The organism is Pseudomonas sp. NPDC085632, assembly GCF_044541255.1.
GTDB lineage: Bacteria > Pseudomonadota > Gammaproteobacteria > Pseudomonadales > Pseudomonadaceae > Aquipseudomonas.
Map to the genome: position 1 here is coordinate 120,952 of NZ_JBITSX010000007.1, position 24,030 is coordinate 144,981.

At 60.1% G+C, this 24,030-nt stretch carries 21 protein-coding genes and 1 riboswitch; of the genes, 7 read left to right on the plus strand and 14 right to left on the minus strand.

The window, feature by feature from the left end:
• Nucleotides 1-39 precede the first annotated feature (39 nt).
• Nucleotides 40-525 carry a flavin reductase family protein gene (locus ACIF4X_RS08465; protein ID WP_397481756.1) on the minus strand — a complete coding sequence of 162 codons (486 nt, stop codon included), beginning with the start codon at nt 523-525 and terminating at the stop codon, nt 40-42.
• A gap of 321 nt (nt 526-846) precedes the next feature.
• On the opposite strand from ACIF4X_RS08465, the gene ACIF4X_RS08470 reads away from it, so the two are divergent.
• Nucleotides 847-2,253, plus strand: coding sequence for a purine-cytosine permease family protein (locus ACIF4X_RS08470; protein WP_397481757.1), 1,407 nt, complete (start codon nt 847-849; stop codon nt 2,251-2,253).
• A 248-nt stretch (nt 2,254-2,501) separates the two neighbouring features.
• Nucleotides 2,502-3,602 (plus strand): polyamine ABC transporter substrate-binding protein, encoded by a 1,101-nt coding sequence (locus tag ACIF4X_RS08475; RefSeq protein WP_102902123.1) that lies wholly within the window; start codon nt 2,502-2,504, stop codon nt 3,600-3,602.
• A 64-nt stretch (nt 3,603-3,666) separates the two neighbouring features.
• On the opposite strand, the gene ACIF4X_RS08480 is transcribed toward ACIF4X_RS08475, so the two are convergent.
• Nucleotides 3,667-4,641, minus strand: coding sequence for a TerC family protein (locus ACIF4X_RS08480; RefSeq protein ID WP_397481758.1), 975 nt, complete (start codon nt 4,639-4,641; stop codon nt 3,667-3,669).
• Between the two features lie 164 nt (nt 4,642-4,805).
• Here ACIF4X_RS08480 and ACIF4X_RS08485 point away from each other — a divergent pair, with 164 nt between their 5' ends.
• Complete coding sequence (locus ACIF4X_RS08485) at nt 4,806-5,750, plus strand: Dyp-type peroxidase (RefSeq protein ID WP_397481759.1); 945 nt, start codon at nt 4,806-4,808, stop codon at nt 5,748-5,750.
• Here ACIF4X_RS08485 and ACIF4X_RS08490 read toward each other — a convergent pair whose 3' ends face one another.
• Nucleotides 5,751-6,539 (minus strand): AraC family transcriptional regulator, encoded by a 789-nt coding sequence (locus ACIF4X_RS08490; protein ID WP_397481760.1) that lies wholly within the window; start codon nt 6,537-6,539, stop codon nt 5,751-5,753.
• 84 nt (nt 6,540-6,623) lie between these two features.
• Here ACIF4X_RS08490 and ACIF4X_RS08495 point away from each other — a divergent pair, with 84 nt between their 5' ends.
• On the plus strand, nt 6,624-7,622 hold the full coding sequence (locus ACIF4X_RS08495; RefSeq protein WP_397481761.1) for a bile acid:sodium symporter family protein: 999 nt from the start codon (nt 6,624-6,626) through the stop codon (nt 7,620-7,622).
• Nucleotides 7,623-7,641: 19 nt separating this feature from the next.
• Here the strand turns inward: ACIF4X_RS08495 and ACIF4X_RS08500 are convergent, their stop codons facing one another.
• Nucleotides 7,642-8,247, minus strand: a complete 606-nt coding sequence (locus ACIF4X_RS08500) for a LuxR C-terminal-related transcriptional regulator (protein ID WP_397481762.1) — start codon at nt 8,245-8,247, stop codon at nt 7,642-7,644.
• Nucleotides 8,248-8,362: 115 nt separating this feature from the next.
• On the opposite strand from ACIF4X_RS08500, the gene ACIF4X_RS08505 reads away from it, so the two are divergent.
• Nucleotides 8,363-9,979 (plus strand): hybrid sensor histidine kinase/response regulator, encoded by a 1,617-nt coding sequence (locus ACIF4X_RS08505; protein WP_397481763.1) that lies wholly within the window; start codon nt 8,363-8,365, stop codon nt 9,977-9,979.
• Nucleotides 9,980-10,081: 102 nt separating this feature from the next.
• Here ACIF4X_RS08505 and yecR read toward each other — a convergent pair whose 3' ends face one another.
• From yecR to ACIF4X_RS08525, 4 genes are all read right to left on the minus strand, one after another.
• Nucleotides 10,082-10,390: a YecR family lipoprotein gene (gene yecR, locus ACIF4X_RS08510; RefSeq protein ID WP_242206137.1), complete on the minus strand. Its 309-nt coding sequence runs from the start codon at nt 10,388-10,390 to the stop codon at nt 10,082-10,084.
• Nucleotides 10,391-10,583: 193 nt separating this feature from the next.
• Entirely contained in the window at nt 10,584-11,309 is a 726-nt protein-coding gene (locus ACIF4X_RS08515) for a hypothetical protein (protein ID WP_397481764.1), read from the minus strand.
• Between the two features lie 554 nt (nt 11,310-11,863).
• Nucleotides 11,864-13,036: a cystathionine gamma-synthase gene (locus tag ACIF4X_RS08520; RefSeq protein ID WP_397481765.1), complete on the minus strand. Its 1,173-nt coding sequence runs from the start codon at nt 13,034-13,036 to the stop codon at nt 11,864-11,866.
• Complete coding sequence (locus tag ACIF4X_RS08525) at nt 13,033-14,409, minus strand: pyridoxal-phosphate dependent enzyme (RefSeq protein WP_038368045.1); 1,377 nt, start codon at nt 14,407-14,409, stop codon at nt 13,033-13,035. Before ACIF4X_RS08525 ends, ACIF4X_RS08520 begins: the two co-directional genes overlap by 4 nt.
• Before the next feature lie 412 nt (nt 14,410-14,821).
• Between ACIF4X_RS08525 and metE the strand changes: the two genes are divergently transcribed.
• The gene (gene metE / locus ACIF4X_RS08530) at nt 14,822-17,110 is read left to right on the plus strand and encodes a 5-methyltetrahydropteroyltriglutamate--homocysteine S-methyltransferase (protein ID WP_397481794.1); all 2,289 of its coding nucleotides are present in this window, start codon (nt 14,822-14,824) and stop codon (nt 17,108-17,110) included.
• Between the two features lie 207 nt (nt 17,111-17,317).
• Entirely contained in the window at nt 17,318-17,869 is a 552-nt protein-coding gene (locus tag ACIF4X_RS08535) for a GNAT family N-acetyltransferase (protein ID WP_397481766.1), read from the plus strand.
• Here the strand turns inward: ACIF4X_RS08535 and ACIF4X_RS08540 are convergent.
• The 6 genes from ACIF4X_RS08540 to ACIF4X_RS08565 form a co-directional block, all read right to left on the minus strand.
• Nucleotides 17,808-18,572, minus strand: a complete 765-nt coding sequence (locus tag ACIF4X_RS08540; RefSeq protein WP_397481767.1) for an ABC transporter ATP-binding protein — start codon at nt 18,570-18,572, stop codon at nt 17,808-17,810. The two genes, ACIF4X_RS08535 and ACIF4X_RS08540, sit on opposite strands and share 62 nt — an antisense overlap.
• A complete protein-coding gene (locus tag ACIF4X_RS08545; protein WP_397481795.1) occupies nt 18,569-19,573 on the minus strand; it encodes a FecCD family ABC transporter permease in 1,005 nt (334 codons plus the stop codon). The genes ACIF4X_RS08540 and ACIF4X_RS08545 overlap by 4 nt, the downstream gene beginning before the upstream one ends.
• Before the next feature lie 8 nt (nt 19,574-19,581).
• A complete protein-coding gene (locus tag ACIF4X_RS08550; protein WP_397481768.1) occupies nt 19,582-20,595 on the minus strand; it encodes an ABC transporter substrate-binding protein in 1,014 nt (337 codons plus the stop codon).
• Between the two features lie 143 nt (nt 20,596-20,738).
• Nucleotides 20,739-20,933: riboswitch (cobalamin riboswitch) on the minus strand.
• Nucleotides 20,934-20,975: 42 nt separating this feature from the next.
• Nucleotides 20,976-21,911, minus strand: a complete 936-nt coding sequence (locus ACIF4X_RS08555; RefSeq protein WP_397481769.1) for a Ppx/GppA family phosphatase — start codon at nt 21,909-21,911, stop codon at nt 20,976-20,978.
• A gap of 337 nt (nt 21,912-22,248) precedes the next feature.
• On the minus strand, nt 22,249-23,076 hold the full coding sequence (phnX, locus tag ACIF4X_RS08560) for a phosphonoacetaldehyde hydrolase (protein ID WP_397481770.1): 828 nt from the start codon (nt 23,074-23,076) through the stop codon (nt 22,249-22,251).
• A 74-nt stretch (nt 23,077-23,150) separates the two neighbouring features.
• A complete protein-coding gene (locus ACIF4X_RS08565) occupies nt 23,151-24,020 on the minus strand; it encodes a LysR substrate-binding domain-containing protein (RefSeq protein WP_397481771.1) in 870 nt (289 codons plus the stop codon).
• Between the last annotated feature and the right edge of the window lie 10 nt (nt 24,021-24,030).

The following is a 24,030-nucleotide window of genomic DNA, read 5'->3' on the forward strand; positions in this document are numbered from 1 at the left end:
CGCTCCCACATTTGATTTGCATAGGGCTTGAGGTTTCGGTCAGGCCACGACGGGCAGGGCGCCCATCTTGCCGTGGCAATACACCAATGGTCCGGTGTGCTGTTCGGGGACGATCAGGTTCTTTACCGCGCCGACCATGATGGCGTGGTCGCCGCCTTCGTATTCGCGCCACAGCTCACATTCGATGATAGCCGTCGCGTTGGCGAGGATCGGGTTACCCAGTTCGCTCAAGGTCCACTCGATGCCTTGCGCCTTGTCCTTGCCTTTGCGGGCGAAAGCGTAGGCTTCGCTTTGCTGGCCGCCGGACAGAACGTGGATGGCAAAGCGCTTGTTCTTGATCAGCACCGGGTAGGAATCGGAGCTGTAGTTGGGGCAGAACAGCACCAGCGCCGGGTCCATCGACAGCGAGCTGAACGCGCTGGCAGTCAGGCCGACGATCTGACCGTCATCGTCCAGGGTGGTGATAACGGTTACGCCGGACGGGAACGAGCCCATGACTTGTTTGTAGATGGCGGCATCGATCATTGGTCGGTCCTCAGATGTGGTGCTGTTTTTATGTGTTTGTTGGTCTGATGGTATACCAGTATTCAATCTTTGCAAGGGCTTTTAAGCTGAACCGATAAACGTGCCGCGTTCGTCGGAAACTCAGCATTTACGGGGCTTGCGGCTGGTCTGCAGGCCGCGGTTTCAGCGAGGATGGCGTATCAGATAGCGCCGTAAACTACGGATCAGTCTTGTCAATTGCTTGGAATACCATAATATGGTCTGCATCTGAGGGGTGGCCAGAGAGTCCCCCCGGTTTGGCTTCAAACAACGATAAGAACAGACCAACTCGAGTTCATGCATATGTCCCAGATGTCCCGGCAAGATCCGTTGATCGAGAACCATACGGTCGACTACGTCCCACTCGCGGAACGCCACGGGAAGGCCCGCGACCTATTCACCCTTTGGTTCAGCACCAACATTGCGCCACTGCCCATCGTCACCGGCGCCATGGTGGTTCAGGTGTTCCATCTCGATCTGCTCTGGGGGCTGCTGGCGATTGCGCTGGGGCACCTGATCGGCGGCGTGGTGATCGCGCTGGCGTCGGCCCAAGGCCCGCGCATGGGCATTCCGCAGATGGTCCAGAGTCGCGGCCAGTTCGGTCGTTATGGCGCGCTGTTGATCGTGTTTTTCGCGGCGATCATCTACATCGGTTTCTTCATTTCCAACATCGTCCTGGCCGGTAAATCCATCGTCGGCATTGCGCCGTCGGTGCCGGCGCCGTTGAGCATACTGATCGGCGCACTGGCGGCCACCGCGATTGGCGTGATCGGCTACAACTTCATTCACACGCTGAACCGCATCGGCACCTGGGTGATGGGCAGTGCGTTGCTGGCAGGGTTCATCTATATCTTTGCCCACGACTTGCCGGCGGACTTTCTCACTCGCGGCAGTTTTAACTTGTCCGGCTGGCTGGCGACGGTGTCGCTGGGGATCATCTGGCAGATCAGCTTCTCGCCGTACGTGTCCGATTACTCGCGTTACCTGCCGGCGGACATTGGCATTGCCAAGCCGTTCTGGGCGACCTATCTGGGCGCGACGCTGGGCACCATTCTGTCGTTCAGCTTCGGCGCTGTTGCCGTGCTCGCGACCCCGGAAGGCACCGAAGCGATGGTCGCGGTCAAGCAATCGACCGGTTGGCTCGGGCCGATTCTGATGGTGTTGTTTCTGCTGAATATCATCAGCCATAACGCGCTGAATCTGTATGGCGCGGTGCTGTCGATCATCACCTCGATCCAGACCTTCGCCAGTCAATGGACGCCGAGCATCAAGGTGCGCGTAGTGTTGTCGAGCGTGGTGCTGGCCGGTTGCTGCGTGGTCGCACTCGGTGCTTCGGCGGATTTCATTTCCGAGTTCATCGGTTTGATTCTGGCGTTGTTGCTGGTGCTGGTGCCGTGGGCGTCGATCAACCTGATCGACTTCTATTTGATCAAGCGCGGCTGCTACGACATCACCTCGATCTTCCGCGCCGATGGCGGGGTTTACGGACGGTTCAACCTGCACGCGATCATCGCTTACTTCATCGGCATCCTCGTGCAGTTGCCGTTTGCCAATACCTCGCTGTATGTCGGGCCTTACGCCAATCTGGTCGAGGGCGCGGACTTGTCCTGGCTGGTCGGCCTGGTGGTCACCGTTCCGTTGTATTACTGCCTGGCGACACGCGGCCAGACTGAGCAGAGCAGGGCGGCGAGGTTGGGTTACACCGATTGACCTGATCCGCTTCACGACAATGCCCGGCCATTCGCCGGGCATTGTTGTTTCCGCATCCCGGCGGTCAATCAAATTGGCCACATCGATCCCCTTTTGGCCCATCCCCCACTGTGCTCCAGCTACGCTGTCAGCAAGAATCAAAACCACAACGAGACGCTGGACCTTTTTACCCTTGGCTACCTTTACAGCCGCTGCCGTGTACAGAACATAAAAACCATCGAACTCACGCTGCCTTTTGGGGAACAACCATGGTCACGATGAAACGCATTCTGGGCGCCACTGTGTGTGGGCTGACGCTGCTGGCCGGGGCCGTACAGGCCGAGCAACGCGAACTGCGCGTGTACAACTGGGCGGACTACATCCTGCCGTCCGTGCCCAAGGATTTCGCCGCAAAAAGCGGCATCAAAGTGACCTGGGACACCTTCGACACTAACGAATCACTGGAAGCCAAACTGCTGACCGGTAACTCCGGTTACGACCTTGTTGTCCCGTCGAACCAGTTCCTTGAAACGCAGATCAAGGCTGGCGTGTTTCAAAAGCTGGATAAATCCAAACTGCCGAACTGGAGCCACCAGGATCCGGAGCTGTTGAAACTGCTGGGCAAGAACGATCCGGGCAACCAGTACGGCGTGCCTTACATGGTCGGCACCGTGCTGATCGGCTTCAACCCGGCCAAGGTCAAAGCAGCGCTGGGCGACAACGCGCCGGTAGACAGCTGGGATCTGGTGTTCAAACCGGAGAACATGGAAAAGCTCAAATCCTGTGGCGTGGCGATGCTTGATTCGCCGACGGAAATCCTGCCGCTGGCCCTGCATTACCTGGGTCTCGACCCGAATAGCCAGAACCCCGCCGACTATGAAAAAGCCAAGGAACTGATGCTCAAGGTTCGTCCGTACGTGACCTATTTCAACTCGGCCAAGTACATGACCGACATCGCCAACGGCGACATCTGCGTGGCCATCGGTTATTCCGGCAGCTTCTACCAGTTCGGCAACCGCGCCAAAGAGGCGAAAAACGGCGTAGTGGTCGACTGGCGCTTGCCGAAGGAAGGCGCGCCGATCTGGTTCGACACCTTCGCCATTCCGAAGAGCGCGAAGAACGTCGCCGAGGCGCATGAATTCCTCAACAACCTGCTCGATCCGAAGGTGATTGCGCCGATCAGCGACTTCCTCGGCTACCCGAATGCGAACAAGGATTCGATACCGCTGATCAACAAGGAAATCACCGACAACCCGAACCTGACGCCAACACCTGAAGCGCTGAAAAATCTCTACGTCGTGCAGCCGTTACCGCAGAAACTTGAGCGTGTTCGCACCCGAGTGTGGACCAGTATCAAGTCCGATAAGTAACCATCGGCCAAATGAAATCCCTGTGGGAGCGAGCAAGCTCGCTCCCACAGGTTTATGAAGGGTGTCATTCAGTGCGGCGTTCGGCATCTTTGGTCATCACCAGACTCAGCAATACCGAACTCAGAATCACCCCACCCACCACCGCCAACGACCATTCCACCGGCATGTGCAGCCACGGCATCAACACCATCTTGCCGCCGATAAACACCAGCACAATCGCCAACCCATACTTGAGCAAGTGAAAGCGGTCAGCCATGTCCGCCAGTAGGAAGTACAGCGCGCGCAGACCCATGATCGCGAAGATATTCGACGTGAAGACAATGAACGGGTCAGTCGTCACGGCGAAGATTGCCGGGATGCTGTCGACCGCAAACATCAAGTCACTGGCCTCGATCAGCACCAGCACCAGAAACATCGGGGTGGCCCAGCGCACGCCGTTCTGCAGGACGAAAAAGCGTTCGCCATGAAAGCTGCTGGTGATGCGCATATGCCCGCGCACCCAACGCAGCAACGGATTCTTGTCCAGATCAGGCTGGTGGTCGGCAAACACCAGCATCTTGATCCCGGTGAAGATCAGGAACACCCCGAACGCATACAGCAGCCATTCGAACTGCGATACCAGCCAGACCCCGGCAAAAATCATCACCGCGCGCATCACGATCGCCCCGAGCACACCGTACAGCAGCACTCGGCGCTGCAACTCGGGCGGTACGGCGAAGTAGCTGAAGATCATCACGAAAACGAACATGTTGTCGATCGACAGCGATTGCTCGATCAGATATCCAGTGAGGAATTCGAGTGTTTTTTCCCGGGCAATCCCGGCGCCGAACGCGCCGTGCAGATACCACCAGAGCAGGGCCGCGAAACCCAGTGCCAGCAAGCACCAGGCGATGACCCAGGACAAGGCTTCGCGTACGGACACCCGATGCGCCTTGCGCCCACCGAAGACAAACAGGTCCAATGCCAGCATGGCAAGCACGAAGACGATGAAGGCGCCCCACATCCATGGTTCGCCGATATTGATGTTGGTGGCTGACATGTCACGCTCCCTGTCTATTCTTGGGTTGGGGTCAGACGAGGCCATGCTAGCGACGAGTTTGCGCCAAAGAAAAATCGTTTATTTCTGCGCAACAGTTCGATAAAAACGAACTATCCGCCCTCGTTAACAGCTCGGGCACTTTTTACGGAGCAATGTTTTCAGCGATGAATACCGACATTCTCGAACCTCAAGCGGTGTGCAGTCCGATTACCAGCAGCGCGATATTCATCGTCGCGACGCTCAACGCCGGGCCTGCAGCGGCGCAAACCGTCAAAGACTGGTGCGGTGACGTCGCCGGGTTGGTGCGTTCCGTTGGCAAGCGCGTACCGACAGGCAATCTGACGTGCATCTGCGGCTTTTCCTCGAACGCCTGGGATCGCCTGTTTGGCAGTCCGCGCCCGGCGTCGCTGCACGGTTTTCGCGAGTTTGGCGGGGAAGGGCGGCACGCTCCGGCAACCCCGGGTGACCTTTTGCTGCACATTCGCGCCGATCAAATGGACCTGTGTTTTGAACTGGCCACGCAAATCATGGCGGTTCTCGGCGATGCGGTGACGGTGGTCGACGAAGTGCAAGGTTTCCGCTATTTCGACATGCGCAGCATCATCGGATTTGTCGACGGCACGGAAAACCCGGTCGGGCGCAAAGCGGTGAATTTCACCATCGTCGGTGACGAAGACCCCGACTTCAGCGGTGGCAGTTACGTGCTGGTGCAGAAGTACCTGCACAACATGAGCGCCTGGAACGGCCTGAGCGTTGAGGCGCAGGAACGCGTTATCGGGCGCACGAAACTCTCTGACATCGAACTGGATGACGCGGTCAAACCGAGCAACTCGCACAGTGCGCTGACCACCATCACCAACGCCGCTGGCGAGGAAGTGAAAATCCTCCGTGACAACATGCCATTCGGGCGGCCGGGAGCAGGGGAGTTCGGCACGTTCTTCATCGGCTACGCGCGTTCGCCGGAACCGATGGAGCAGATGCTGGAAAACATGTTCGTCGGCAAGCCGCCGGGCAATTACGACAAGTTACTGGACTTCAGCACGGCGGTCACCGGCAGCCTGTATTTCGTGCCGTCGGCGGATTTGCTGGAAGAACTGGCGGATCGCTGATCAGCGAAAAAACTCCCCCGGCGTCTCCCCAAACTGCTGTCGAAATGCCGCAATAAACGCCGACGTCGAGTCGTAACCGCAGGCGAGCGCGACATCTGTGACGCGCTCACCTTTTTCCAACGGCGTCAGCGCACCGAGCAGGCGCAAGCGCTGGCGCCAGGCGCGGAAGGTCAGGCCGGTGTCGCGCAAAAACAGGCGCGTAAGGGTCTTTTCGGTGACGCCGAATTTCTCGCTCCAGTGGCTCAGCGTGGTCTGCTGTTCCGGATGTTGTTCCAGGCTCTGGTAAATCTGCTTCAAGCGGGCATCTTGCGGCAGCGGCAGCATCAGGTCGATCTGCGGCGCGTCGGCCAGTTGATCGAGGATCACTTGGGCGAGACGTCCATGCGGGCCGCTCTGGTCGTATTCCACCGGAACCTGACTGAACGCGCGGATCAGTTCCCTGAGCAGATCGCTGACGCCGAGCACGTGACAACGTTCGAGTGCCCATTCGGCGACGCTGCAATCGATGTAGAGGCTGCGCATTTCCGTGTGCGGCGAGCTGAATACCCGATGCGGTACACCCGCCGGAATCCACACGGCGCGCTCCGGCGGGGCGACAAAGCGGCCGGCGCTGGTCTGGATTTCCAGCACGCCCTGAATCGCGTAGGACAACTGCACCCATGGATGACTGTGGCGTCGGGTCAGGGCGCGATTGGGGAGCGATTCGGTGCGCCCGTAGAGTGGACGCGGCAGGCTGGGCAGCCCGGGAATGCTGCGGCGAACGCTCTTGTCATGTCCTTTAGGCGGCATCTTGTGGCCCTTCGGCGTTAGTCGGTAATTGGCAGTCACGTTAGAGTCGTCGGCACGCACTGGCAACCCCCGGATGAACCGACCATGACTCGCCCACGTTTTTTGCCCGACAACTTCACCCTGACGCTGATTGGCGTCGTGCTGCTGGCCAGCTTCCTGCCGGCCAGCGGCCAGGTCGCCGTCGGCTTCGGCTGGCTGACCAACATCGCCATCGCCCTGTTGTTTTTCCTGCATGGCGCCAAACTTTCCCGTGAATCGATCATCGCCGGCGCCGGCCACTGGCGCCTGCATTTGCTGGTGTTCGGCCTGACGTTTGTGCTTTTCCCGTTACTGGGCCTGGCGCTCAAACCCCTGCTGTCACCGCTGATCGGCGACAAGCTGTACATGGGCATGCTGTATCTGTGCGCACTGCCCGCCACGGTGCAGTCGGCGATCGCCTTCACTTCGCTGGCAAGGGGCAATATTCCGGCGGCAATCTGCAGCGCGGCGGCATCGAGTCTGTTCGGGATTTTTCTTACGCCGTTGTTGGTGACGCTGCTGCTCAATGTCCACGGTGATGGCGGTTCGACGCTGGAGGCGATCCTGAAAATCAGCGTGCAATTGCTCCTGCCATTCATTGCCGGGCAGATCGCCCGCCGCTGGATCGGTGCGTGGGTGGGGCGCAACAAGAACTGGCTGAAGTTTGTCGATCAGGGTTCGATTCTGTTGGTGGTTTACGGCGCGTTCAGCGAGGCGGTCAACGAAGGTATCTGGCATCAGATTCCGCTGGTCGAGTTGCTGGGGCTGGTGGTGGTCTGCTGCATTCTGCTGGCGCTGGTGCTGCTGGCGTCGACGCTGTTGGGCAAGGCATTCGGCTTCAGCCAGGAAGACCGCATCACCATTTTGTTCTGCGGCTCGAAAAAGAGTCTGGCCACCGGCGTGCCGATGGCACAGGTGTTGTTCGCCGGCAGCACGATTGGTGTGCTGATTCTGCCGCTGATGTTGTTCCATCAGATTCAGTTGATGGTCTGCGCGGTGCTCGCTCAGCGCTACGCGAAACGGCCGGAATCGGTGCCGGAGCTGATGGCGCAAGTCGATCCATAACACGGCCCACCGGCAGCTCTTACAGAGTCCCCGTGTATTTCACCGCGGCAGCCGCCCGAGAGGGTACGTTGAGCGTGCGCAACAGTGAGGACACATGAATCCGCACCGTGAACGGTGAGATATCCAGCTCACGGGCGATTTCCTTGTTGGTCTTGCCTTGGGCGATCAAGCGCAGCACGTCCTGCTGACGGGGCGTGAGGGCGGCACCGGTTTCCAGCGGCAACAGCCCGGACGGCGCAAACTTCACCAGCACTTCACCTTCACGAATCGCCAGAATCGCCTGACCGATTTCATCGGGGGCGATGTTTTTGCCGATAAAGCCGTCGATACCGGCGGCCATCACTTCATTGATCAATGCTTGATCATCGACCATCGACACTACGATCAATGTCGTGCGCGGCAAGCGTCGACGCAGCTCGGCGAGCTGGCTGACGCAGGTCAGGCCGGGGAATCTGAGATCGAGAATCAGCGTGTCCGGCTCGTCACCCAAAGGCAAAAGGGCCAGTACGGCGTCGAGGTCACCGGCTTCCTCAAGGACGGCGTCAGGCAGCAAACGCTCAACCGTGCGCAGCATCGCTTCACGAAACAAAGGGTGATCGTCGGCTATGATAATTCGGCAGGTCATGGCATGACCCTCCCTGGGTCAGGCGTGGCTCAAGGTCTGCACATTAGCACCGAGCGCACGGGTTGCCTGTAGGCTGATTCGGAATCTGACGATTGCCGCACAAGGACGTTTAACCATGAAGTTCGAGAAAAACACCGAACTCGACCAGGCCAATCTGCGCATCATCATCGCCAGTATTGCCGTGGTTTACATGCTCATACTGGGTTTTTTGCCGGGCCAGCGCTTCGATACCTATCTGCCGGTGATCACCTACATCATTGTGTTTTTGCTGGCCTCGATCGGCTTGCGTCAGGCTATTGCGCGTTGGCCGGGGCATTATCCGGCGCGACGGATTTTTGCCATGGTTCACGATTACACCGGCACCTGCTTCGGGCTGGTGGTCGGTGGCGAGGCGGCGTTGCCGCTGTATGCGGTGATTATCTGGGTCAACCTTGGCAACGGCATGCGCTATGGCTCGCGTTACCTGGCGATTGCCACGGTGCTGGCCTTGCTGGCGTTGCTGGCTGTTTATCGCCTGACGCCGATTTGGCAGGCACAGCCGTTTATGGTGTTGATGCTGATGATCACCAGCACGGTGATCCCGTTCTATGCGCATCTGCTGTTGGAGCGCACACGCAAAGCCTCCGAAGAAGCCGTCGCAGCGAATCTGGAAAAGTCGCGCTTTCTCGCGCAAGCGAGTCATGATCTGCGCCAGCCGATTCATTCCATCGGCCTGTTTACTGCGTGTCTGCGGGAGTCGCGGTTGGGCGAGGAGGAGCGGCGTCTGGTCGATAACATCGACCGATCGCTGCTCAACGTCTCGCAGTTGTTCCGCTCGATTCTCGATCTGTACACCCTCGATAACGGCCGGGTTCTGCCCAAACTGCAAACCGTCAATTTAGGTGAGTGGCTCGCGGAGCTGATCCGTCAGAACGCCGAGGCGGCGTGTTGGGCCGGGGTCGAGCTGCGTTTGCGTCCTTGTTCCTACTGGGTTCAGACCGATCCGGCGTTGCTGGCGACCATGGTGCAGAACGTGCTTTCCAATTGCTTCAAATATGGCGCGCAGCGGCCGGTGCTGATCGGCGTGCGCCGGCGCAGAGCGGGGCTGGCCATCGTGATTTATGACCGTGGTAACGGTATTGCCGAAGAGCATCTGGCCAAGGTGTTCGAGGAGTTTTATCGAGTGCGGCAAGTGCGCGACAAAGATGTCGAAGGCGTGGGATTGGGGTTGTCGATCGTCAAGCGGTTGGGTGAATTGATCGGAGTCGGCGTTGCCTTGCGCTCGCGGCTCGGGCGGGGAACGGCGGTGACTTTGTACGGCTTGCCGATCACCGCGCCGCCGCAGGTAATGGCCAATCGTGATGAGGCACGTCAGGTCGGTTTGCTGACCGGGTTGAAGGTATGTCTGGTGGAGGATGATCGCAACGTATTGCTCGCGACGTCGGCGCTGCTGGAGCGTTGGGGCTGTGTGGTTCAAGCCGAGCTGAGCGGGCAGGATCTGATGACCGACTGCGACATCATCGTCGCCGACTATGACCTCGGCACCCACGCCACTGGCATCGAGTGTATTGACGATGTGCGCAAGCGCAGAGGCTGGGCGGTTCCGGCGATGATCATCACCGGGCACGACGTCGAAAAAATCCAGGCGGCCCTGCAAGACCGTGACATTGCCATTCTGTCCAAACCGGTACGTCCGGCCGAACTGCGCGCAACCCTACGAGCGCTGCGCGACTGCGAAACCCAAACCCTATAGGCGCTGCGGCATGCTGCGATCTTTTGATCTTCATTTTCAGGATCAAAATCAAAAGATCGCAGCTTCGTTGCACTCGACAGCTCCTACAAAGTTAGAGCGTGTTCAGCGCTTGCACAGGTAATCCTGGGTGATGGTGGTTTGCAGACAGTTGTATTGGCCCATGGTGCGACAGTTGTTTTTCTCGGAGCCGGTGACCTCGGCGTTTTTGTAGCCCCAGGTCTTGCAGCGTTGCGCAGCGACGGTCAAGCCTTGTTCGGCGCTGGTCTGGCCGCTTTCGAACTGGCCCAGGTCATAGGAGACCTGAACGATGCCATCGTTTTTGCTGCCGCCAGTGGCTTCCCATTGTTTGGGGGTGGCGCAGCCGGTCAGGAACAGGGCGCTGAGAGTGAGTGTTGCGATCAGGGATTTCATGGTGTTTCTTCCTTGGTGTTGTTCTGATTTCCAGGCACAACGATCCCGCGCATTGCGAACAGGCAACGTTGGGGAACATCGGGGGTTGCGGGGGAATATAACGTCAGGTGAGAGGACGGTCGATTAGCACAAGTGTGCTAGTGCGGTGCTCAACGGGCGGCTCGCTGGCGCCGCCCGTTGGGCCAAGGGAGGACTACTGAGGGCTGTTGAACTGGTCGGAATAACTGCCTGTCATCAGTGCTGAGGCAACACGATCAGAGCCGACGCCGACCCGCGAATAGGCAACTCGGTTGACACCGGTACGATCAGCGCCATCAGAAGCGACCGCGCCCGCACCAACATGGTCAGCCCCGTCGGAAGCGACCGCGCCCGCACCAACATGGTCAGCCCCATCAGAAGCCACCGCGCCTGCTCCAACATGATCGGCGCCGTCAGAAGCGACCGCGCCAGCGCCAACGTGATCGGCGCCGTCAGAAGCGACCGCACCGGCGCCAACATGATCGGCGCCGTCAGAAGCCACCGCACCGGCGCCAACGTGATCGGAGCCGTCAGAAGCGACCGCACCTGCGCCAACGTGATCGGCGCCGTCAGAAGCGACCGCACCAGCGCCAACGTGATCGGCGCCGTCAGAAGCGACCGCGCCAGCGCCAACGTGATCGGCGCCGTCAGAAGCGACCGCGCCAGCGCCAACGTGATCGGCGCCGTCAGAAGCGACCGCACCAGCGCCAACATGATCGGCGCCGTCAGAAGCCACCGCGCCTGCGCCAACGTGATCGGAGCCATCCGAAGCCACTGCCCCGGCACCTACCTGATCCGATCCATCGGAAGCCAACGCCTGCGGCTGCGCCGCCCAGACATTGGGCACGACCACGGTCGCCACGACCGCCAGAAGCACGCCTGACAACAGCTTGTGTCTCATAGTTTTTCTCCACGACCCAGCAGCCACAAAGCGATAAGGCATCGTTCGCCGCGTAATCGCGGGCGCTACGACCCATTTGGCTCGGGTTAATCTGGTTGGCGAAAGGCACGGGCACGCCGTCGGGCGTGCGGGTGTCGACAGAATCATGATCGAACTGATTGAGTATAGATCGCGATTGCGAGGCGGCGCGGCGGGGGGATCGACGGCTGTTAGGCGCTTCTCTTCCTGTACGGGTCGGGCACAGTTGAAATCAATCTAAAAACGCCACGGCGGTTCTGTGAGCCTTTGCTAGGCTCAAAGATGTAGGCGAAGACGCAGACTGATGCGCAATCGGATAGCAAGGGGGCGTGGGGCGCGCTCCGAAAGGTACACGGTTAGAAAGATCTCCGCGCTGAGATCCAGCCCTTATGCCGTGTGAAGCAGCCGAGGCACTACCTTTTCAATTGGCCCGGTACTGTGGGAAGCCCGATAAACCTTGTAAGCCAGAGACCAGCGCTGGCCGCCTACTCGAACACCAAAGCCCGCTTCGTGCGGGCTTTGCCGTTCTTGCCAAGTCAGATCGATTGCAGCGCCTGCGCCAGATCGGCGCGCAGGTCTTCGACGTCTTCAACACCCACCGACAGACGCACCAGCCCATCGCCGATCCCCAGTTTCGCGCGAGTGTCAGCCGGAATGGTCGCATGCGTCATGATTGCCGGATGCTCGATCAGGCTTTCCACGCCCCCCAGACTTTCCGCCAGGGCGAAGATCTTCACGTTCTCGAGGAAGCGTCGCGCACCGTCCAGATCACTGTTCAGATCCACGGAAATCATCCCGCCGAAACCGCGCATCTGGCGCTTGGCCAACTCATGCTGCGGATGCGATTTCAGGCCCGGATAGTAGACGCGTTTAACCTGCGGCTGCTGTTCCAGCCACTGCGCCAGCTCCAATGCGTTGCTGCAATGACGCTCCATGCGCAGCGCCAGAGTCTTCACCCCGCGCAGAGTCAGGAATGCATCGAAAGGCCCGGCAATCGCACCGACCGCGTTCTGCAAAAAGCCCAGCTTCTCGGCGAGTTCTTCGTTCTGGCCGACCACGGCGATGCCGCCGATGACGTCGGAGTGACCGTTCAAATACTTGGTGGTCGAGTGCAGCACGATGTCAAAACCCAACTCCAGCGGCCGCTGGATGTACGGGCTGGCAAAAGTGTTGTCGGCCACGCAAATGATCCCGCGAGCGCGGCAGATGCGCGCAATGGCGGCCAGGTCCGACAGGCTCAGCAGCGGGTTGGTTGGCGTCTCGACCATGACCATGCGTGTGTCGTCCTGCAACGACGCTTCGAACGCCGACAGATCGGCCAGATCGACGAAGCTGAAACGATGCCCCGCACTGCGCTGACGGACCTTGTCGAACAGGCGGAACGTGCCGCCGTACAAGTCGTTGCCAGAGACGATGTGCGAGCCGGCATCGAGCAATTCCAGCACCGTGGAAATCGCCGCCAGCCCGGAAGCGAACGCAAATGCACGGCTGCCGCCTTCAAGGTCCGCCACGCAGCGCTCAAGGGCAAAACGCGTCGGGTTGTGCGAGCGCCCGTAATCAAAACCCTTGTGCACGCCGGGGCTGTCTTGCAGGTACGTGGAGTTGGCGTAGATCGGCGGCATCAGCGCGCCGGTGGTCGGGTCCGGCGCCTGCCCGGCGTGGATCACGCGGGTCGCGAAGCCTTGGGATTTATCGTCGTGCAGACTCATGCGAGGGATCTCCGTAATTGGTTGAGCATGTCGGTGCGCGTGATCAGGCCATGGAAACCCGATGCATCGGCGATGATGGCGACGAGGCCACGGCTGAGCACCGCTTCCAGTTCAGAAAGGCTGGCGCCGGGCGCAAGGGTTTGCAGCTTGTCGGTCATCACGCTGGAGACTGACTGGCTGAAGCGCGCGGCGTCCTCGTGCACCGGCAGCAGGATGTCCGATTCGTCGATGACGCCGACCAGTTGCTTGCCTTCCACCAGCACCGGCAGTTGCGAGACATCCGCCAGGCGCATGCGCTGGAACGCAGTCAGCAAGGTGTCGCCGGGGCCGACACTGATCACGCGGCCGTCCTCGAAACGCCGGGCGATCAGGTCGCGCAGGTCACCGTAACCTTTGCGCTGCAACAGGCCTTGATCGGTCATCCACTGGTCGTTGTAGACCTTCGACAGGTAACGCGTACCGGTGTCGCAGACAAAACTCACCACGCGTTTTGGCTCGGTCTGTTCACGGCAATAACGTAGCGCCGCAGCGAGCAGGGTGCCGGTCGACGAGCCGCCGAGAATACCCTCGGCCTTGAGCAACTGGCGGGCGTGATCGAAGCTTTCTTCATCGCTGATCGAGTAGGCGTGGCGCACGCTGGAGAGGTCGGTGATCGACGGAATGAAGTCCTCGCCGATGCCTTCCACCGCCCAAGAGCCGGGCGTCGGCAGCGAGCCGTCGCGGCTGTATTGCGCCATCACCGAACCGACCGGGTCGGCGAGGACCATTTCCAGATCCGGTTGCACACGCTTGAAGAAGCGGCTCAGGCCGGTCAGCGTACCGGCCGAACCGACACCGACGACGATGGCGTCCAGATCATGTTCGGTTTGCGCCCAGATTTCCGGCGCAGTGCTGCATTCATGAGCCAACGGGTTGGCCGGGTTGTTGAACTGGTCGGCGAAGAATGCGCCGGGAATGTCTTTTGCCAAACGGGCGGCGACGTCCTGGTAATACTCGGGATGGCCCTTGCCGACATCGGAACGAGTGATGTGCACCTCGGCGCCCATGGCCTTCAAGTGCAGGACTTTCTCGGTGGACATTTTGTCCGGTACGACAAGCACCACGCGATAACCTTTGGCGCGACCAACCAGTGCCAGGCCCAGACCGGTGTTGCCGGCGGTGGCTTCAACAATGGTGCCACCGGGTTGCAGGCGTCCATCGCGTTCGGCGGCGTCGATCATCGCCAGACCGATGCGATCCTTGATCGAACCCCCAGGGTTCTGCGATTCAAGTTTGAGAAACAGCGTGCAAGGCCCGGTGTCGAAGCGGGTGACTTGTACCAGCGGAGTATTGCCGATCAGCCCAAGTACGGCAGGGCGTGATTCCTTTGACATTTCTTCACCTCTAGGTGGTGTTGATCGCGTTCCAATCGCGGGGAAAAGACTCGCGTGCAACATAGGCTCAGACATCAGCTGTCGCAACCTTTAGTCGGTCGCCAATTCAGCCATTTCGATCTAACGATAGATCGAAATCAAAGACCTGCCGGGGCGGGTTTGAGTGCGTTTACACAGAGGCGTCATCGAGTTTTCAAAGGGCGTCGTCACGCTCACCAATCGCTTGATCCGTGAAGAAATTTCCTGCAGCAAAAACGGCTTGGTGTTTTTGCCAATGCGCAAGTCAGAGGCGTTTTCAGCGATGATTTGATCATGAGGAAAGCTCGTGTTGATCAAGATTAAAATGAGTTTGTCTCACTAGGCTCCGGTGCCGACAATGGCCGCCATCAACAAGACATTGGAGTTGTTTGTTATGGCACTGGCCCATTCCCTTGGATTTCCGCGCATCGGTCGCGACCGCGAACTGAAGAAAGCGCAAGAGGCGTTCTGGAAAGGAGAACTGAACGAGGCAGGCCTGCGTGAAGTCGGTCGCGAGCTGCGCAAGGCCCACTGGGACTTGCAGAAAAACGCCGGCATCGAGCTGCTGCCGGTCGGCGATTTCGCCTGGTACGACCAGGTGCTGACGCATTCGCTGATGTTCGGTGTGATCCCTGAGCGCTTCCGCCCGCACGATGGCAAAGCCAATCTGCAAACCCTGTTCGGCATGGCCCGTGGCGTCAGCGACAGTTGCTGCGGCGGTGCGCACGCCCAGGAAATGACCAAGTGGTTCGACACCAACTACCACTATCTGGTCCCGGAATTCAGCGCTGATCAGCAGTTCCAGTTGGGCTGGGAGCAGTTGTTCGAAGAGGTCGAAGAAGCCCGCGCGCTGGGCCACAACGTCAAACCGGTGATCATCGGCCCGCTGACTTATCTGTGGCTGGGCAAGGCCAAGGGTGCTGAATTCGACAAGCTGGAATTGCTGGATCGTTTGCTGCCGCTGTACGGGCAGATCTTTGCGCGTCTCGCTGCTCAAGGCGTGGAGTGGGTACAAATCGACGAACCGATTCTGGTACTCGATCTGCCGCAGGAATGGAAGAACGCTTTCGAGCGTGCCTACAACCAGATCCAGCGTGATCCGCTGAAGAAACTGCTGGCCACGTACTTCGGTGGCCTGGAAGAAAACCTTGGACTGGCGGCGAACCTTCCCGTCGATGGCCTGCACATCGATCTGGTGCGCGCACCGGAGCAGTACCCGACCATTCTCGATCGTCTGCCGGCCTATAAAGTGTTGTCCCTGGGCGTGGTCAATGGCCGTAACGTCTGGCGTTGCGATCTGGAAAACGCGCTGGCGACTTTGCAGCATGCCCATGAGCGTCTGGGTGATCGCCTGTGGGTCGCGCCGTCCTGCTCGTTGCTGCACAGCCCGGTGGATCTGGGCCGTGAAGACAAGCTCGATGCCGAGTTGAAAAGCTGGCTGGCCTTCGCTGTGCAGAAGTGCGAAGAAGTGGCTGTTCTGGCTCAAGCGGTCAATGAGCCGGAAGCACCGAAAGTGCTGCGTGCATTGACTGAAAGCCGCTCGGTGCAGGCTGCCCGCGCGGCCTCGCCGCGTATTCACAAACCTGCGGTTCAAGCGCGGGTTGCTGCGATTACGGCCAAGGACAGTCGGCGTCAATCGCTGTTCACTCAGCGCATTGCCAAGCAACGCGCGGGGCTGGATCTGCCGCTGTTCCCGACCACGACGATCGGTTCGTTTCCGCAAACCGCCTCGATCCGTCTCGCTCGCCAGTCGTTCAAACAGGGCAAGCTGACCGAAGCCGAATACACCGAAGCCATGCACAGCGAAATTCGCCACGCGGTGGAAATCCAGGAGCGTTTGGGCCTTGATGTGCTGGTACACGGTGAAGCCGAGCGCAACGACATGGTCGAATACTTCGCCGAACAACTCGATGGCTACGTGTTCACGCGTTTTGGCTGGGTACAGAGTTACGGTTCGCGTTGTGTGAAACCGGCGGTGATCTTCGGCGACCTCAGCCGCCCGAAAGCCATGACGGTCGAGTGGATCCGCTACGCCCAAGGCCTCACCGACAAAGTCATGAAAGGCATGTTGACCGGTCCCGTGACCATGCTGATGTGGTCGTTCCCGCGTGAAGACGTGAGCCGTGAAGTGCAGGCCCGCCAATTGGCGCTGGCGATCCGCGATGAGGTGGTGGATCTGGAAGCCGCCGGCATCAAGATCGTGCAGATCGACGAGGCGGCGTTCCGTGAAGGTCTGCCGTTGCGTCAGGCGCAGTGGCAGCATTACCTGGACTGGGCGACTGAAGTGTTCCGCCTGTGCGCCTCCGGTGTACGAGACGAAACGCAGATCCACACGCACATGTGCTACAGCGAGTTCAACGATGTGATCGAATCCATCGCGGCCATGGATGCCGACGTGATCACCATCGAAACCTCGCGTTCCGACATGGAGTTGCTAAATGCCTTCGAAGCGTTCGCTTACCCGAACGACATCGGCCCGGGCGTCTACGACATTCACTCGCCACGGGTGCCGGATGCTTCGGAAATGGCCAATCTGCTGCGCAAGGCTGCCAAGCGTATTCCGGCCGAGCGCCTGTGGGTCAACCCGGACTGCGGCTTGAAGACCCGTGGCTGGCCGGAGACTGAAGCGGCGCTGGTGCACATGGTCACCGCCGCCCGGCAGTTGCGCAAAGAGCTGGCGTAACGCTCAACTTGCATGAAACACAATACCTGTGGGAGCGAGCCTGCTCGCGAAAGCGTCCTGTCAGTCAACATCATTGTTGGATGATCTGCCGCCTTCGCGAGCAGGCTCGCTCCCACAGGGTTTTGTGCAAGTCATAAGATTCTGGATGGCTTCGCGGGACCTGTTGTTGCTACTGTGCCCAGCCGCATTCCAGGTGTTTGCCGCTACATGAGTGATCAACCCGTTATCCAGACTGTTTCCGACGCAGACATTCCTGAAGTTCTGAATTTTGTTCTGAAGGCCCGTGCCGAGCTTTTCCCCAAGCTCAGCGCGACGGGCATGCCCGACGATCTGGTGCGTTTTGCCGAGGTTTATCTGCGTGGGGCAGGGCGCTTTCTGATCGCCCGCCATGAAGGGCAGATTGTCGCCTCAATCGGCTATCTCCCTTACGACCGACGCTTCGCGCACTTGCCCTATCCGGACCTTAAAGTGGTGGAAATCGTACGGCTGTTCGTCCTTCCAGCGCAGCGCCGCTCCGGCCTGGCCGGCGCACTGTATCAATCACTCAAGGATCTGGCGCTCGCCAATGAAGTAGAAGTGATCTACCTGCACACCCATCCGTTTTTACCGGGCGCCATCGCGTTCTGGCAGCGGCAGGGTTTCGAGATTATTGACGTCGACGCTGACCCGATATGGCAGACCACTCACCTGCACAGCGTCATGAGTGGAATCGAAGAATCTGCGCCCCATCAAACGGGTCCGTCAGATAGTGCGCCCTGACCCCGAACGTCTCCTGTAACCGCTGCGGTGTCAGCACCTCCAGCGGCTTGCCCAACGCCACCAGCCGCCCGCGCTCCAGCACCGCCAGACGATCGCATTTCAACGCCTGATTAAGATCATGCAGCGCAATCAACGTGGTCACCGGCAACGCCTGTACCACGTTGAGAATGGTCAGTTGGTGCTGAATGTCGAGGTGGTTGGCTGGCTCATCCAACAACAGGATTTGCGGTCGCTGCGCCAGGGCCCGAGCGATGTGTACCCGTTGTCGCTCACCCCCGGACAGGCTGCGCCACAGGCGCGTGCGCAGGTGCATCGCGTCAACGTCAGTCAACGCCTGCTCGACGATGGCGTCGTCCACGTGCGACCACGGCTGCAGCGCCGATAGCCAGGGCGTGCGTCCCAACGCAACCGCATCGAACACGCGAATGCCGTCGTCGGTGTCGGCCTGTTGTTCGACCACCGCAAGCTTCTGCGCAATGCTGCGCCGGGCCATTTTGCCGAGGCGCTGACCGTCGAGCAGTACCTCGCCGGCGCTCGGTTCGCGTAACCCGGCCAGCAATTTCAACAGGGTGGATTTACCCGAGCCATTTGGCCCGACGATGCCGAGGGTTTCGCCACGCTGAACGTCAAGGCTGACACCGTTGAGCAACTCGGCACCACGCACCTTGAACGTCAGACCTGAACAACTCAGAACACTGTTCATCGCGCGGACCTGCGGCCAACCAGAATCAAGGCAAATACCGGCGCACCGACCAGCGCGGTAATCACCCCGACCGGAATCACCTGGCCCTTGATCAACGTCCGCGACAGCACATCAGCGGCAATCAAAAACACCGCACCGCCCAAGGCACTGGCCGGCAGCAACCGCGCGTGACCGGTGCCAAGCAACAGCCGCGCGGCGTGGGGGATCACCAGACCGACAAAACCGATCGAGCCGACAATCGACACCATCACTGCCGTCACCAGCGCCGCGCAGCCAATCAGCAGAATCTGTACGCGTCGCACCGGAATACCGAGGGATGCCGCCGAATCCGCACCAAAGGTGAACGCATCCAGCGCCCGGCGATGCCACAGGCACACGACCAGTCCCAACACGGCCACCGGCACCGCCAGCCACACCGATGGCCAGCGCACGCCACCGAGATTGCCCAGCAGCCAGAACATGATCCCGCGTGCCTGCTCGGAGCTGGCCGAGCGGGTGATCAGAAACGCCGTCAGCGCATTGAACAGCTGCGAGCCGGCGATCCCCGCGAGAATGATCTGCCCGGTGCCGCTGGCCGAACCGCTGACTCTCGCCAGCAGAATGACCAGCACGAACGCCGTGACCGCGCCGGCGAAGGCACCGACTGACAGCGAGATCATCCCGGCGCCAACCCCGAGCAGCGCCACCATCACCGCCCCGGTCGAGGCGCCGGCAGATATCCCCAGCAGATACGGATCCGCCAACGGGTTGCGCAGCAACGATTGCAGAATCACCCCGCACGTCGCCAGACCGGCACCGCAGGCTGCCGCGACCAGTGCACGGGTCAGGCGGTAGTTCCAGACAATGCCTTCATCAATAGGGTCGAGCACATGCCCGGCGCCCCACAGCTTGTTGGCCAGCACTTGTAACACCACGCCCGGTTCAATCGAGGTTTCACCGATGGCCACGCCAGCGACCACTGCAATCAACAGCATCGCCAAGGCCAGCAACGTACGGAGCAGGCTGGCACTCATTGCGACAGGTCATAGCCGTTGATGGCCGTGGCCAATTGCTCGATACCCTCGAACATGCGCAGGCTGGCCTGCATGGCCATCGCGTCGAGAATGATGATGCGGTTGTGTTTCACCGCGTCCATGTTGCGCGTGACCGGATCGCTGCGCAGGAAGGCGAGTTTCTTTTCATAGTCGTCAGCAGGGAAGCGGCGACGATCCATGCGCGCGATGACGAGAAAGGTTGGATTGGCCTTGGCGATGGTTTCCCAGCCGACCGTTGGCCACTCCTCATCGGATTCCACCACGTTGCGCACGCCGAGGGTGCTGAGCATGAAATCGGGAATGCCTTTGTGCCCGGCCACGAATGGCTCGATGTCCATTTGTGCGCTGGAGAACCACACCAGTGCGCTGGCGTTCTTCAGTTTTTTGCCCTGGGCGGTGGCAATGGATTGGGCGAGGCTGGCCTTGAGTTCGTCGTTGAGCTGCTGGCCACGCTCCTGCACATCGAAGATTTGCGCCAGTTGGCTCACGCTCTTATAGATCGTGTCGATGCGAAACGGTGCCAGTCGCGTGCCGTCGGCGCCGACGAGGTTGTCCTTGGCTTCGCAATCGGAAGGCAGCAGATAGGTCGGAATCTTCAGTTCATGAAACTGCTCGCGGGTGCCCACCGCGCCTTGCGGGCCGACCATCCATTCCAGTTCCACGGCGACCAGTTCCGGACGCTTGCCGATCACCGATTCAAAGCTCGGTTCGTTATCGGCCAGGCGCTCGATCTGGTCGTTCTGCGCCTTGTATTTGGCCAGCACGTTGTTGAACCACAGTGAGGTGCCGACGACTTTGTCGCTCAGGCCCATGGCGTAGAGCATTTCCGTGCCGGCCTGGCCGATGGTCACGGTGCGCGTCGGTGCGTGCTGGAAGGTCAGAGTGCTGCCGCAGTTTTCGACTGTCAGCGGATAGACAGTCGGTGCCGCCTGCGCCAGGGCGCCGAGGCTCAGGCCGGTGATGAGGGTGGCGATACGGGGCAGCAGCATGGGTCAGTCTCCGAGGGAACCGTACGGGGAGCGGGAGAGTACGGATCGGAAACACATCGTCGAACGCAGTCAGGGCAACAGCGCAAGGCCGGGCAGTAAACAAAGACGCGCACGGCACGATGTCCTTCCCGGACACCCCGCCGGTTAGTAGTCACTGTGCCGGCAGGTCTCCTGACTGATGCGTCATCGCCTGGCTCCGGCCTTCCCGGGGTTCACCCAGTGGCAGTCGTGGAGCAGGCTCAGCACCTACAGTTGCGGGGGCAGTTCCGATCGATGCTGTGCAAGCACCTCGGATTCCCTATTAATCCCGTTTGGAAACCGGCGGCGGCATGGTAGTCGATCGCGCCGCTGAAGGGGAGACGAATCTGTCGCGGCAAGGATTAGTGCTGGCTCATCAAACCGTGCAACACGCCTAAACGCAGGCCCGGTTCCGACGGCAGCATTTGCGCAATGCCGAACACTTTGAATGCCGCGAGCATCAACACCAGACCGCCGGGCAGAATGCTCTGGCGGTGTGGTTGCAGGCCGGCCAGTTTCAGTTGCTGGACGTTGTTCACCTTCAGTAGAAGCAATGACAGGCGTAGTAGCCCGCCGTAGGTGATGCCGTCCTGATCGTAGTCGTTGAGGCGATTGGCCTTGAGCACTTTGGCGAGCATGCGCGCGGTGCCGGAAGAGCCGATGGTTTGCTGCCAGCCCTGAGCACGGTAGCGTCGGGCTACTTTTTCAAACTGCAGAATGGCGAAGCGCTCGGCTTCCTGTAGCGCACCGGCGGACACATCGCCCCCGCGAAAGAACCGCGTGCTCAAGGTGCCGCTGCCGATGGCGATGCTTTCGGTGAGCAACGGTTGCGCGCCCTGGCCGAGGATCAGCTCGGTGGAACCGCCGCCGATGTCGACCACCAGGCGCAGGTCTGCGGCGCTCGGCAAGGCGTGGGTCACGCCGGCGTAGACCAGTCGCGCCTCTTCATGGCCGCAAATCACGTCGATGGGAAAGCCCAGATGCCGTTCGGCACTGGCCAGAAACAGCTGCGCGTTATCAGCCTCGCGCACTGCGCTGGTCGCCACCGCACGAACCCGACCGGCCTCGAAACCGCGCAGCTTTTTGCCGAACCGCGCCAATGCCTGCCAGCCGCGATCCAGCGCCAAGGCATCCAGTGTGCCGCCGTCAATGCCTTCGGCGAGACGCACCGGTTCACGCAGGGTTTTCACTTCCTGAATCTGCAGACCCTTTCGGCTGCGCACAGATTGGCCGATCATCAGGCGAAAGGCATTCGAACCCAGGTCGATGGCGGCGAACAGCGAGGCGTCTTCTTTCATGGGGGATCCCTGCAAAGCATCCGTCGCAAGGCTCAAGACGGTTTGCGAGGATTCTGCCGTGATCTTGATGACATCCTGATGACGGGGCAGGGGCGGTTCAGTGAATTTGCGGTTGTCATGACACTGTCATTATCCGGCGTCTATGCTGAGGCCAATACATCGCGTGTTCTTAAAGTTTTTGCTGCCGAGACTGGCAGCTTTTTTTTGCCTGCGATTTGAGCGAGGCCACTGATCGTTCCCACGCTCTGCGTGGGAATGCCTCTAGGGACGCTCCGCGTCCAGTGACGCGGAGCGTCACGGGCTGCACTCCCACGCAGAGCGTGGGAACGATCAGGTTTCAGCAGGACTGCGGGGTTTCGCCGCGCGCCAGGCGTGCGTTGATGTCGTCGATGACTTCAGGCAGTTCGGCGATGGTGTCGATCAAGTAATGCGGGCGCGAGGGGGCGAACATCTTGCCGATCCGCGCACGTTCTTCCGCCAGTCGATCCAACGGCAACGCCTTGTATTGCTCATAGGTCAGGCCCAGTGCGTTGCCGGAACAGGTCAGCGCCACCGTCCACATGCCGGCGCTGCGACCTTCGAGAATCCCCGGCCAGGTGTCATCGACCTTGACGCACGCCGCCACGTCATCGATGCCCAGAGCAATCACGTTAGCCAGCGCCTGCGCCGGATGCGGCCGGCCATTCGGCACTTCATCGGTGGCGACGACATGGTCGGCGACATAACCATTGTCCCGCGCCAGTTCGACAACCTTGGCCATCACCACCGCCGGATAACCGGAGCACGAACCGATTTTCAAACCCTTGTCGCGCAACGCCGCAATCGCCTCGAGTGCGCCCGGGATCAACGCCGAATGCAGGCCGATTTTCTCGATCTGCAGCGGCATGAAACGTTCGTAGATCGCCGTGACATCCTCGTCACTCGGCACGCGGTCAAACGCCGCGCGGTAACGTTCGGCAATCTGCGGCAGGTTGCACAGGGTCCGGATGTGATCCCACTTGCCCATGCCCATTGGCCCGCGCGCTTCTTCCAGCGACACGGCGACGCCGAATTCGGCAAAGGCTTCGACGAAAATCTGCGTTGGCGCAAACGAGCCGAAATCGACAACGGTGCCGGCCCAGTCGAGGATCGCGGCTTGCAGGTGAGTCGGTTGTTGGTACTGCATGGTCAATCTCCGTTTTCGGGTAAGCGTGGGCCGTCCCTCGGCAATGAGGTAGGCGGTTCAAGGGTCAATGCTGATCAGGTCAGCGGTGGATTCGAATCAAACAGTTCGGCAATCACTGGCCGGTTCCTGCGGATGCCGAGGCAGCACAGGTGGTATTCGATAGAGAACGGGTGGTCGACAAAGGTGATCGGCGTGGTGCCGGGTGTTTCGGCGTACTCGACCGCCGAGACAAACCCGATGCCGATGCCCTTGACGATGGCGTGGACGATGGCTTCGCGGCTGTTCAGTTGCATGACGCAATTAAGTTCGATGTCGAGGCGCTTGCAGCTTTCTTCCACCAGTTGCCGGGTGCGCGCACTTTTCTCGCGCATCACCCATTTTTCGCCGCTGATTTCACTGATGTGAACCTGCGACTGGCTGGCCCACGGATGGTCATCGCGGACCACGGCGATGATCGGATAACGGTGGTACAGCCGCGTGTGGAAGCGCTCATCGAATTCCGACAAGGCCAGAATCGCCACGTCGATATCGAAGTTGAACAGCCGCGCCAGAGTGTCCTTTTCCGAGGAAAACGACGTTTCCAGTTCGATATCCGGATGGCGCTGCATCAACTCATAGGTCAGGTTCATGGCAATCGGCGGCGACACCGCGCCAAGGCGCAACATGCCGGTCTTGCGCTGCTTGAAGCTCTGCAACAGCTGCACGGCTTCATCCTCCTGACCGAACAGGCCTTGGGTGATGGCGTAGAGCTTGTGCCCGGCTGCGCTCATTTCGATGTAGCGTCCGCGGCGATGGAACAGCTCGACCGAGAAGGTGTTCTCCAGTGCGTTGACCTGCTCGCTGACGGTCGGCTGACCGACACTGAGGTACTCTGCCGCAAGGGTAAAACTGCCGGTCTTGGCCACTGCATGAAACGAACGCAACCACTTGTGATACTGGTACATGCAAGCCCCG

Coding starts and splice junctions, on each gene's coding strand:
- ACIF4X_RS08535 (WP_397481766.1), top strand. CDS start 17,318: ATGAGTGATCAACCCGTTATCCAGACTGTTTCCGACGCAGACATTCCT.
- ACIF4X_RS08540 (WP_397481767.1), bottom strand. CDS start 18,572: ATGAACAGTGTTCTGAGTTGTTCAGGTCTGACGTTCAAGGTGCGTGGT.
- ACIF4X_RS08520 (WP_397481765.1), bottom strand. CDS start 13,036: ATGAGTCTGCACGACGATAAATCCCAAGGCTTCGCGACCCGCGTGATC.
- ACIF4X_RS08500 (WP_397481762.1), bottom strand. CDS start 8,247: ATGACCTGCCGAATTATCATAGCCGACGATCACCCTTTGTTTCGTGAA.
- ACIF4X_RS08490 (WP_397481760.1), bottom strand. CDS start 6,539: ATGCCGCCTAAAGGACATGACAAGAGCGTTCGCCGCAGCATTCCCGGG.
- ACIF4X_RS08555 (WP_397481769.1), bottom strand. CDS start 21,911: ATGAAAGAAGACGCCTCGCTGTTCGCCGCCATCGACCTGGGTTCGAAT.
- ACIF4X_RS08480 (WP_397481758.1), bottom strand. CDS start 4,641: ATGTCAGCCACCAACATCAATATCGGCGAACCATGGATGTGGGGCGCC.
- ACIF4X_RS08475 (WP_102902123.1), top strand. CDS start 2,502: ATGGTCACGATGAAACGCATTCTGGGCGCCACTGTGTGTGGGCTGACG.
- metE (WP_397481794.1), top strand. CDS start 14,822: ATGGCACTGGCCCATTCCCTTGGATTTCCGCGCATCGGTCGCGACCGC.
- ACIF4X_RS08565 (WP_397481771.1), bottom strand. CDS start 24,020: ATGTACCAGTATCACAAGTGGTTGCGTTCGTTTCATGCAGTGGCCAAG.
- ACIF4X_RS08550 (WP_397481768.1), bottom strand. CDS start 20,595: ATGCTGCTGCCCCGTATCGCCACCCTCATCACCGGCCTGAGCCTCGGC.
- ACIF4X_RS08485 (WP_397481759.1), top strand. CDS start 4,806: ATGAATACCGACATTCTCGAACCTCAAGCGGTGTGCAGTCCGATTACC.
- ACIF4X_RS08470 (WP_397481757.1), top strand. CDS start 847: ATGTCCCAGATGTCCCGGCAAGATCCGTTGATCGAGAACCATACGGTC.
- ACIF4X_RS08525 (WP_038368045.1), bottom strand. CDS start 14,409: ATGTCAAAGGAATCACGCCCTGCCGTACTTGGGCTGATCGGCAATACT.
- ACIF4X_RS08495 (WP_397481761.1), top strand. CDS start 6,624: ATGACTCGCCCACGTTTTTTGCCCGACAACTTCACCCTGACGCTGATT.
- ACIF4X_RS08505 (WP_397481763.1), top strand. CDS start 8,363: ATGAAGTTCGAGAAAAACACCGAACTCGACCAGGCCAATCTGCGCATC.
- ACIF4X_RS08515 (WP_397481764.1), bottom strand. CDS start 11,309: ATGAGACACAAGCTGTTGTCAGGCGTGCTTCTGGCGGTCGTGGCGACC.
- yecR (WP_242206137.1), bottom strand. CDS start 10,390: ATGAAATCCCTGATCGCAACACTCACTCTCAGCGCCCTGTTCCTGACC.
- ACIF4X_RS08465 (WP_397481756.1), bottom strand. CDS start 525: ATGATCGATGCCGCCATCTACAAACAAGTCATGGGCTCGTTCCCGTCC.
- phnX (WP_397481770.1), bottom strand. CDS start 23,076: ATGCAGTACCAACAACCGACTCACCTGCAAGCCGCGATCCTCGACTGG.